The sequence below is a fragment of the Frankia sp. AgKG'84/4 genome (assembly GCF_023242965.2).
Classification (GTDB): Bacteria; Actinomycetota; Actinomycetes; order Frankiales; family Frankiaceae; genus Frankia.
In genome coordinates this window covers 1-7,782 of sequence record NZ_JALKFU020000232.1, presented here as the reverse complement: position 1 = coordinate 7,782, position 7,782 = coordinate 1, and the positions used below count along the sequence as shown (strand labels likewise).

The 7,782-nt window shown below is 70.7% G+C and carries 7 protein-coding genes and 1 tRNA gene; 4 read left to right on the top strand and 4 right to left on the bottom strand.

Annotated features, from left to right (window positions below; genetic code table 11):
• Positions 1-139: 139 nt before the first annotated feature.
• Positions 140-1,807 (bottom strand): glutamine-hydrolyzing GMP synthase, encoded by a 1,668-nt coding sequence (gene guaA, locus MXD58_RS15250; RefSeq protein WP_284678390.1) that lies wholly within the window; start codon positions 1,805-1,807, stop codon positions 140-142.
• 450 nt (positions 1,808-2,257) lie between these two features.
• Here guaA and MXD58_RS15245 point away from each other — a divergent pair, with 450 nt between their 5' ends.
• The 3 genes from MXD58_RS15245 (at position 2,258) to MXD58_RS15235 (ending at position 5,769) form a co-directional block, all read left to right on the top strand.
• On the top strand, positions 2,258-4,579 hold the full coding sequence (locus MXD58_RS15245; protein ID WP_308301973.1) for a sensor histidine kinase: 2,322 nt from the start codon (positions 2,258-2,260) through the stop codon (positions 4,577-4,579).
• Between the two features lie 141 nt (positions 4,580-4,720).
• Positions 4,721-4,795, top strand: a tRNA-Leu gene (locus tag MXD58_RS15240).
• A gap of 218 nt (positions 4,796-5,013) precedes the next feature.
• Positions 5,014-5,769, top strand: coding sequence for a Bax inhibitor-1/YccA family protein (locus MXD58_RS15235; protein ID WP_248836535.1), 756 nt, complete (start codon positions 5,014-5,016; stop codon positions 5,767-5,769).
• A 53-nt stretch (positions 5,770-5,822) separates the two neighbouring features.
• On the opposite strand, the gene MXD58_RS15230 is transcribed toward MXD58_RS15235, so the two are convergent.
• Together MXD58_RS15230 and MXD58_RS15225 are read right to left on the bottom strand one after the other, a co-directional pair.
• Positions 5,823-6,233: a PPOX class F420-dependent oxidoreductase gene (locus tag MXD58_RS15230; protein ID WP_248836536.1), complete on the bottom strand. Its 411-nt coding sequence runs from the start codon at positions 6,231-6,233 to the stop codon at positions 5,823-5,825.
• Between the two features lie 36 nt (positions 6,234-6,269).
• Entirely contained in the window at positions 6,270-6,497 is a 228-nt protein-coding gene (locus MXD58_RS15225; protein WP_248819430.1) for a DUF4287 domain-containing protein, read from the bottom strand.
• 119 nt (positions 6,498-6,616) lie between these two features.
• Here MXD58_RS15225 and MXD58_RS15220 point away from each other — a divergent pair, with 119 nt between their 5' ends.
• Positions 6,617-7,072: a hypothetical protein gene (locus MXD58_RS15220; protein ID WP_248836537.1), complete on the top strand. Its 456-nt coding sequence runs from the start codon at positions 6,617-6,619 to the stop codon at positions 7,070-7,072.
• 24 nt (positions 7,073-7,096) lie between these two features.
• Here the strand turns inward: MXD58_RS15220 and MXD58_RS15215 are convergent.
• On the bottom strand, positions 7,097-7,782 hold a 686-nt coding region (locus MXD58_RS15215; RefSeq protein ID WP_250609431.1), incomplete at its 5' end, for an SGNH/GDSL hydrolase family protein.

The following is a 7,782-nucleotide window of genomic DNA, read 5'->3' as shown; positions in this document are numbered from 1 at the left end:
CCGGCGGCGGGGGGGGGGGGGCGGGGGGGCGCGGGGGGGGTCCGCGCGGGGGGCGGGGGGGGGCGCGCCCCCCCCCCCCCCCCCCACCCCTCGGCCCCGGTTCACCGCCTGGCGGTGGTGGTCACTCCCCTTCGGTCGGTCACTCCCATTCGATCGTGCCCGGGGGCTTGGAGGTGATGTCGTAGACGACCCGGTTGACCTGGGCGACCTCGTTGACGATCCGGTTGGAGATGCGTTCGAGCAGGTCGTAGGGCAGCCGCGCCCAGTCGGCGGTCATCGCGTCCTCGCTGGTGACCGCACGCAGGACCACCGGATGCCCGTAGGTGCGCTCGTCGCCCTGCACGCCCACCGACCGCACGTCCCCGAGCAGTACCGCGAAGACCTGCCAGATCTCCCGGTCCAGCCCGGCGCGGCGGATCTCCTCGCGGACCACCTCGTCCGCTGCCCGGACCACGTCGAGCCGCTCGGGCGTGACCTCACCGATGATCCGCACGGCGAGCCCGGGGCCGGGGAACGGCTGGCGCCAGACGATGTCCTCGGGCAGGCCGAGCTCCTCGCCGAGCCGGCGGACCTCGTCCTTGAACAGCGTGCGCAGTGGCTCAACGAGGCCGAACTGAAGGTCCTCGGGCAGGCCGCCGACGTTGTGATGAGATTTGATCTTGGAGGCGGTCGGCGAGCCGGACTCGATCACGTCCGGGTACAGGGTGCCCTGGACGAGGTGGTCGATGGTCGCACCCTCGGCCTCGGCACGGGCCTCGAGGTCGCGGGCCGCCTCCTCGAAGACGCGGATGAACTCCCGCCCGATGATCTTCCGCTTCTGCTCGGGATCGGTGACTCCGGCGAGCGCCGCGGCGAACCGGTCGGCCGCCTTGACGTGCACGAGCTCCACCCCGGTGGACGCCACGAAATCCCGCTCGACCTGCTCGGCCTCCCCGGCCCGCAGCAGCCCGTGATCGACGAAGACGCACGTCAGCGCGTCCCCGACGGCGCGGTGCACGACCGCCGCGGCCACCGCCGAGTCGACCCCGCCGGACAGCCCGCAGATCAGCCGGCCCGAGCCGACCTGCGCCCGCACCGCGGCCACCGCCTCGTCGACGATGTTCACCATCGTCCAGGTCGGCCGGCAGCCGGCACCCGTGAGCAGGAAGCGCCGCAGCACGTCGAGGCCGTACTCGCTGTGCAAAACCTCCGGGTGGAACTGGACGCCGTAGAGCCGCCGGGACGGGTCCTCAAAGGCGGCGACCGGCGTCGAGGGCGTCGACGCGGTGACCCGAAAGCCGGGCGGCGCGTCCGTCACGGAGTCGCCGTGGGACATCCACACCTGCTGGGCCACGGGCAGTCCGGCGAACAGGACACCGGACTCGAGCACCGACAGGCGGGTTGCTCCGTACTCTGCCGTTCCGGTCCGCGCGACCGCGCCGGACAGCGCCTGCGCCATCACCTGATGGCCGTAGCAGATACCGAGAACGGGCAGCCCGGTGGCGAACAGCGCGGGATCCACCCGGGGAGCGCCCGGTGAGTACACCGACTTCGGGCCGCCGGAAAGGATAAGCGCGGACGGTCGGCGGGCGAGGATCTCCGCGACGGGCATGTCCCACGGCACGATCTCCGAGTAGACGTGGCACTCGCGGATCCGCCGGGCAATGAGCTGCGCGTACTGGGCGCCGAAATCGATCACCAGAACCGTGTCGTAGCCGGGGTTACCCGCGGCGCCGGGGGCGGGGGAGGTCCCGGGGGTCGCCCCGGCAGCGGGCGGCGCAACCGCGTCCGGTGGCCGCACGTCGTGATCAGCATCGCTGCGCTGCATGTCGTTCACCCCGCAAGCCTACGGACCGTTCGGCACGGAGGTGCCAGTCACGGTCATCGCCCGCCGGCGTGGGTTCATGCCCGTGGGTGTCCACCACCCGAACGGGCGACGCATCTAGGACGCCCCCGAACACACCGTAAGAGCGGGTGTCTCAGATGCCCTGAGATGCCGTAATTTACACCTTCAGTGCCACCGAGAGAGGCAAGCCTTGGGCGAGGATGTTGTACCTTGTCGCGCTGCGCGCCAGTTACCCGGATGGTGACTCCGCGCGTTCTCGTTACGACTGGCACATGGCGACGAACGTGCTTACGGTGGGCACCTTTCGGATGCCGACTTCGTACCGCTATGGTGCCTGGCAAGGGACATCCGGGCCCGATACCGAGCCATCCTGGTACGACGTGTTCCGGGAGGCTGGCGGAGAGGTTGCGAAGGTACGTGCGCAGACAACCGATGGCCAGCAGCGCGGGCATCGCCGCCGGCTCGGAGCCGACCATGGCGCCGAGCCTGCCCGTGGACGACGAAAACGGCAGGCAGCGCGACGACCGCCCCACGGCGCCACCGACCCCGACAGGGTCCGGTCTGCGCCGCCTTCGCGGCGCCACCACCAACCCGACCAACTGGCGGGTTCGGACCAAGCTCATCGCGATCCTTACGGTCCCGATCGTAGCGATCCTCGCCTACTCGTCGATCGCTGCCGTCTCGGTGCTGACCAGCACGCGGGACGTCAACCGGGTCTCCGACCTGACCAAGATCAGCAAGGCCGCGGTCACCCTCGCGAACGACCTGGCCGGGGAGCGGACCTACACCACGGGATACGTCGCGAGCGGCGCGGTCGGTGCCCGCGAGGGACAGGCACTCCCACCGAAACAAGCAGCGGTAAACGATGCCTATCAGGCATACAAGGCGACGACCGATGGGCGACGCGGATCCTTCGGTAGTAGCGTTCGCCAGGCCTTGGACGACGTGCAGACGAGAATGGACACACTGCCGGCGAAGCGGCAGGCCATGCAAAGGCTCGTGGCCCCGACCTCCGTCGAAATCGCCTTTCAGCCGATCATCGACTCGCTGACCAACCTGATTCGCCTCATTCCACAGGGAAATGACGACCAGGAGCTCACCGACGGGGTCAATACGGCCTACTTCCTGATGTCCGGGACAGAGCTGCTCTCGGAGGAGCAGGCGCTCGTGTTCAGCCTGATCGCCGAGGGAAGCAACCGGACCTTCCTCGACTCGGACTACCAGGCGTTCCTGTCCGCCGAGACCCAACGCACCCGGGACCGGGACGACCTGGAGAACTTCGCCGGGCCGAAGCAGATCGCCATCTTCAACCCGACGGTGGATCCCGATAACCAAGACATTCAGAACACCAACGACGACATCAAGCAGGTCCTCTCCTCGCCGAGAGGTGAGCCGCTGCCCGCGACTCTCACACCGGAGAAGTGGAACCGCGCGACCCAGGAGACGATCGACACCAGCATCGAGGCCACCGGCAAGCTGCTCGACCTCGTGGACGCACGGGTCGACACGCTGCGCGGCGACATCCAGCGCCGAGCGCTGCTGTCCGGCCTGCTCGTCGTGCTCATCCTCGCCGCCGCCCTGCTGGCCGCTCTGATCGTGGCGCGATCGCTGGTCCGGCCGCTGCTGGCGCTGCGGACCGCGGCGCTCGACATCGCCGACCGCCGGCTACCCGAGGCGGTCCGCCGCCTGCGCGATTCCACCGAACAGAACATCGACGACTCGATCGAACCGGTGGGTATCGATACCGACGAGGAGGTCGGCGAACTCGCCCGCGCCTTCGACGGGGTGCACCGCGAGGCCATCCGGCTGGCGTCCGAGCAGGCATCGCTGCGGAACAACGTCAACGCGATGTTCATCAACCTCTCCCGCCGCAGCCAGGGGCTGGTCGAGCGCCAGCTCCGCCTGATCGACGACCTGGAGAACCGCGAACAGGACCCCGACCAGCTCGCCAACCTGTTCAAGCTCGACCACCTCGCCACCCGAATGCGGCGGAACAACGAGAGCCTGCTGGTTCTCGCCGGCACGGACACCGCTCGCCGCTGGACGCACCCCGTGCCTCTCAACGAGGTCGTCCTGGCAGCCATCTCCGAGGTGGAGCAGTACACGAGGGTCAAGCAGACCTCGGCGGCGCCGGTCTCCATCGCCGGAAACGGTGTCAGCGACGTCGTCCACCTGGTCGCCGAGCTGCTCGAGAACGCCACCTCGTACTCGCCGCCGGTCACCGACGTGCTCGTGACCAGCCATTCTCTCGGCCCGGGCGCGGGCGCGATGATCGAGATCGAGGACCGGGGCATCGGCATGCCCGCCAAGGAACTCGAGCGTGTCAACGAGCGCCTGGCCAGCCCGCCGATCGTCGATGTGTCGGTCTCCCGCACGATGGGCCTGTTCGCGGTCGGCCGGTTGGCCGGGCGGCACGGCATCCGCGTGCAGCTGCGCGAATCCTCGTCCGGCGGCATCACCGCGGTCGTGCGGCTGCCCGCCAAGCTGGTCACCGGCGACGCGCCCGGGGTGGGCCGGATGCCCGCGATCAACCGTCCGGCCCAGCCGGCGATCGCCGGCCCGGCCGGCGACCGGGTCGGCGTTCGCGCGCACGGGGCCCGACCGCCGTCGGTGAATCCCCCCGGCGGCGGAGGTTCGGACGGCCGCCGAGCGTACTTAGCGGCACCTCTGTGTGCCTGTATTCGACTGTGCCGAGTGGGGCTGCTAACGGGCGCTCCAGCTCCGGGCTATTCGCTCCGGTGGTCCGCGTCTTGATCGGGGTCCATGTCGAAACGGCGGCATCCTCGTCACGATGAGTCACGCTTTCGGCGGGCTCGCCAGTCCCGGACCACTTTTCCCGGATGTGTTATTCCCAGAACCTACGTAGCATGGTAGAAACAGCAGCGATGTAGACGAGCCGGTGTATCCCAACTGGTAGAGGAGGCTGTCCTAAAAACAGCTCGAGTGTCGGTTCGACTCCGACCACCGGCACAATCTTTGTCGAGGCGCCCGTGACGTTCATGAACGTCACGGGCGTTCGGCGTGCGAGCGCGGCCGGCCCCGGATCCGCCGGGCCGACCGCCCCGCCGGTGGTGTCGAGCACCGGACTGTGGGAACCCGCAGGTCCATGGGATCGTTTCCGCGGTAGACGTCTGCACCAACAGCCGACCGAGGCTTCCGCCCGGCGGTAACCGAGAGGAGCCGGCTGCATGGCCGACCTTCGTTCCTCGAACCCCGTGCTGCGCCGCGGCGGCTTCGCTCCCCCGCCGACGCCGAGCCCCGAGGAGCTCGCCAGCCACTACCGGCAGCCGACCACCCTGACGGTGGACGACGTGGTCGTCCACACCCTCGGGCTGTTCGCGCTGCTGGGCGTCGGCGCCGGCGTCGGCTGGGTGGTCGGGCGAGACGCGCCGGGCATCGCGCTTGGTGCCGGGCTCGTCGCGCTGGTCCTGAGCCTTGTCGCGATGCGCGGCCGGGTGCGCCCACCGTTGGTGGTCGCCTTCGCGCTGATCGAGGGCGTGGCGGTCGGCGCGATCTCCGGCTTCTACGAGGACTCCTTCGGCGGGATCGTGCCGCAGGCCCTGCTCGGCACCGGCCTGATCTTCGTCGCGATGCTGCTCGCCTACCGCAGCCGCCGGCTGCGGGCCACCCCGCGGATGGCCCGCATCGTCACCGGCGTGCTGTTCGGCGTGATCCTGCTCAGCCTGGCCGACCTGGTGATCAGGGCGGTCAGCGGGAGCCACCTGCCGATCATCAACGACGCCTCACCGCTGGGCATCCTGTTCAGCGTGGTGGTGCTCATCGTCGCCAGCCTGCAGTTCATCCTCGACTTCGACTACATCGAGCGGGCGATCAACTCCGGTGCCCCGCGGTCCGAGGCGTGGCGGGCGGCCTTCGCCCTGCTGATCGGCTTTGTCTGGGTGTACCTGGAGACGCTGCGCCTGCTGTCCAAGCTGCGCTCGTAGGCCGCCCCTGTCACGGGCCCCTGCCGCGCCGGCCGGCGCGGCAGGGGCACAGGTCAGCCGGAGCGGTCCGGCCCGGCGGCGGTGGGTGTGATCCGCATGATGCAACGCTGGTCGCGGACCATCGCCGCCCGGTAGTCGTCCCAGTCCGGATGCTCGCCGGACAGCTCGCGGTAGTAGTCCACGAGTTCCTCCAGCGCCGCCGGCAGCCCGATGATCTCCGCCGTGCCGGTGATCTGCAGCCAGGGCCCGAAGAACTCATCGGGTAGGACGCACAGCCGCACCACCGGCTCGCGCTGGACGTGGCTGACCTTGAACGCGGTCAGCCGCGTGCTGACCCGCAGCCGCCCGCCGGCATCGACACCGACCGACACGGGCGACATCTGCGGGGTGCCGTCCCGGCGGGTGGTACACAACACCGCCCGATGGTGATCGCGGACGAAACCGATGGCTGCGTCGAGTTCCATCCGGCCATTCTGGCCGGCGGGCCCGAGCGGCGCCGGCTAGGCCCGGATGGCCCGCCGGCGCAGGTCAGACTCGTGCACGAGAGCCGACGCGTAACTGTGTGGCAGGTTGTGCTCGGCACGCAGCCAGTTCACCCGCTCGGTGAACCGAAGCAGGCCCGGACCCTCGTCCAGCCGGCTGAGCCAGGTACTGACCTCATGGCCGGTCACCCTGGGGATCCGTTCGATGAGGATCTGATGGGTCTGCGGGGAACGGTTCAGTGACATGCGCGCCTCCAGACGTAAAACCCGACGTCAACGGCTCATGTCGTAAGCGTGCCCCAGGTCACACGCGAGGGCAAGGCCCACCCGCCGGCGCGTGTCGACCTGTGCGGTACTGTGCGCGGATGTCCGACGAGGTCGGCCACCTGGGCCGAGAGGTCGGGCTGCTCATTCGGCGCCTGCGCAGCTGGGCCGGCTCCTCCTGGGACGTGGCGCTCGAATCCGGGCTGACCCGGGCGGAACGGACCCGGCGGCTGCTCGACGAACTGGCCGCCCTCGGCGAGCGGATCGGAGCGGGTGCGCCAGCCGGCGCCCGGCCACCGCGCCTGGCCCCCCATGCCCTGCCCGACCAGCTCGCCGTCCTCGCCGAGGACCTGCTCGCCGCGATCGCCGCTGCCGGGCCGGGCCAGCCGCCGACCGAGCGGATGCCTGGCCGGGAGACGCTGGCCCGAGAGACGCTGGCCCGAGAGACGCTGGCCCGAGAGACGCTGGCCCGAGAGACGCTGGCCGACGCCCTCGCGGCGGTGAGCGGCACCCGCGCGGATCTCGAGGGCGGGGGTTTCGGCTTCCGCGTGCGCTGATCGGGTCGTTCGGACACGGCCGCCTCAGGGGCGCAGAGCCCCCGGGGGCCAGCGGCCCCGGATGGTGTCGAGCACGTGCGTCGCGGCGATGCGCGCGCCGTCGAGGGTGAGGTGCACCCCGTCCCGGGATCGTGCCAGCACGGTGCGTCCGTCGGCGGTCGTCAGGTAGTCGCTGTAGGCGCCGCCGCGGGACAGCCACGGGGTCAGGTCGAGGTAGGTGGCGCCGGGAACCCCGGCGGCCGCGGCGGCGGCCGCGGCGTTCAGCTGGTGGAAGTACCCGTCCAGGCGCTGCGAGCGCGCCGGCGGCAGGCCGAGCCAGAGCAGCCGCCGCTCGCCCGCACCGGTCCAGATCCGCATCACGACGTCGGCCCGGCGCTGGTACTCGGCCGACCACTCCGGTGTGCCGGCCGGCAGGACCGTGCCGTCCGGGCGAGTGATGCCCTGGCCGTCGTTGCCGCCCATCGCGACGACGACCAGCTCCGGGTGCTGCTCGCCGAGCTGGGCGCGCGCCCGCGACGCCCAGTCGAAGTAGTCGGGTCGCGCGAGGCCCGTGCCGTACCTGGTCTCCGTCCGCACGCGCACGGTGCCCGGGACGGCGTTCGTGATGGCCGGGCCAACCGTCTCGGTCAGTGAGTCGCCGGTGACCAGCACCCGCAGCGGATCGGTGGCGGTCGGCCGGCGCGGTGGCGCCACGGCGGTGGGTGCCGGCC